This window comes from Microbacterium sp. B19 (assembly GCF_000333395.1).
Taxonomy (GTDB): Bacteria; Actinomycetota; Actinomycetes; order Actinomycetales; family Microbacteriaceae; genus Microbacterium.
Genome location: NZ_BADA01000264.1, coordinates 1 through 1,889, shown reverse-complemented (window position 1 = coordinate 1,889; position 1,889 = coordinate 1). Strand labels below are relative to the sequence as shown.

General features: G+C 70.8%; 3 protein-coding genes. All 3 read left to right on the top strand.

All coding sequences use genetic code 11. The annotated features are described in order from the left end of the window. Positions 1-486: Holliday junction branch migration protein RuvA (gene ruvA / locus I5G_RS09840; protein WP_026095818.1), on the top strand; the 486-nt coding region annotated here is incomplete at its 5' end. Continuing rightward, positions 479-1,528 (top strand): Holliday junction branch migration DNA helicase RuvB, encoded by a 1,050-nt coding sequence (gene ruvB, locus I5G_RS09835; RefSeq protein WP_022878908.1) that lies wholly within the window; start codon positions 479-481, stop codon positions 1,526-1,528. The genes ruvA and ruvB, both read left to right, overlap by 8 nt. A 78-nt stretch (positions 1,529-1,606) precedes the next feature. Beyond that, positions 1,607-1,889: preprotein translocase subunit YajC (yajC, locus tag I5G_RS09830; RefSeq protein WP_022878907.1), on the top strand; the 283-nt coding region annotated here is incomplete at its 3' end.

Below are 1,889 nucleotides of genomic sequence, written 5' to 3'. Positions count from 1 at the left end.
CTGCACACGCACCTCGTGGTGCGCGAGGACGCCCTGTCGCTCTTCGGTTTCGAGACGCGTGAAGAGCTGACGGTCTTCACGCAGCTGATCGGCGTCACCGGTGTCGGCCCCAAGTCCGCGATGGGCGTGCTGTCATCCCTGACGGTGCCGCAGATCGCGCAGGCGGTCACCGACGACGACGACGCCCCGTTCAAGCGCGTCTCGGGCATCGGACCGAAGACCGCGAAGCTCATCGTCGTGCAGCTCGCCGGCAAGCTCGCCGTCCCCGCCGCGCAGGCTCCCGCCGCGGTCGCGCCGCACGGCCAGGTCCCGCTGCAGGTCACGCAGGCCCTCATCGGGCTCGGGTGGAGCGAGCGCGTCGCGGCCGAGGCCGTGGCATCCGTCGCCGAGAACGCCGCCGAGGCCGACCGGGCCTCGGTGCAGGCGCTGCTGCGCCTCACGCTCGCGCTGCTCGGCCCCGCGCGGAAGGAGCCCGTCGGTGGCTGACGTCGTCCGCGACGCCGGAACGCCCGACGACGAGACCGAGCTCGCGATCGAGGGGGCGTTGCGTCCCACGTCGCTCAGCGAGTTCGTCGGCCAGCAGAAGGTGCGCGGCCAGCTGCAACTCCTGCTCGACGCCGCGCGTATCCAGCAGCGCTCGCCCGATCACATCCTGCTCTCGGGCCCGCCGGGACTCGGCAAGACGACGCTCGCGATGATCGTGGCGCACGAGAGCGGCCGCCCGCTGCGCCTGTCCAGCGGCCCGGCGATCCAGCACGCGGGCGACCTCGCCGCCCTGCTGTCGTCGCTCACCCCGGGCGAAGTGCTGTTCATCGACGAGATCCACCGCATGGCGCGCTCCGCCGAAGAGATGCTGTACCTCGCGATGGAGGATTTCCGCATCGACATCATGGTCGGAAAGGGCGCCGGGGCGACGAGCATCCCGCTCGACCTCGCCCCCTTCACTCTCGTCGGCGCGACGACGCGCGCCGGACTCCTGCCGAACCCGCTCCGCGACCGCTTCGGGTTCACGGCACACCTCGAGTACTACGAGCCGGAAGAGCTCGAGCTCGTCGTGTCGCGCTCGGCATCCATGCTCGACGTCGGCCTTCCGGGCACCGCCCGCGCCGAGATCGCCCGCCGCTCGCGCGGGACGCCGCGTATCGCCAACCGTCTGCTTCGCCGCGTGCGCGACTTCCTCGTCGTCCACGGTCCCTCCACCGGGACGGATGCCGGCGACGCCGACGTCCGCACCGTCGACGCCGCTCTCGACCTGTACGACGTGGATGCCATCGGCCTCGACCGGCTCGACCGGGCGGTGCTCGACGCGCTGGTGCGGAGGTTCCGCGGCGGGCCCGTGGGTCTGAGCACGCTCGCCGTGGCCGTGGGGGAGGAGCCCGAGACGATCGAGTCGGTCGTCGAGCCGTATCTCGTGCGCATCGGCTTCATGGGGCGCACCCCACGGGGCCGCGTCGCCACCCCCGAGGCGTACGACCACCTCGGCGCTCCCCACCCCGACGGGCTGCTCCGTTTCAGTCAAGGGGGATGACCTATACTCGGCGAGGGATTCCCCGACCCCTTAGGCAGTGCCGCACGGCGCGCCTGAATCGAAAGGTGCACCGCCTCCATGGATTTCGCGAGCTTCTTCAGCCAGTACGGCCTGATCATCCTGCTGATCGGCCTGTTGGTCTTCATGTTCTACAGCTCGCGCCGCCGCATGCAGAAGCAGAAGCTCGAGCAGGAGGAGAAGGCGCGCCAGACCGTGGCCGGCGCCGAGGTGCTGCTGCAGGGCGGTCTCTACGGCACGATCGTCGAGTACGACGCTGAAGACCTCGACAAGCCCGCCCAGGTGGAGATCGCCCCGGGCGTCGTCATCAAGGTGCACAGCCAGGCCGTGCTGCGGGTCGTGG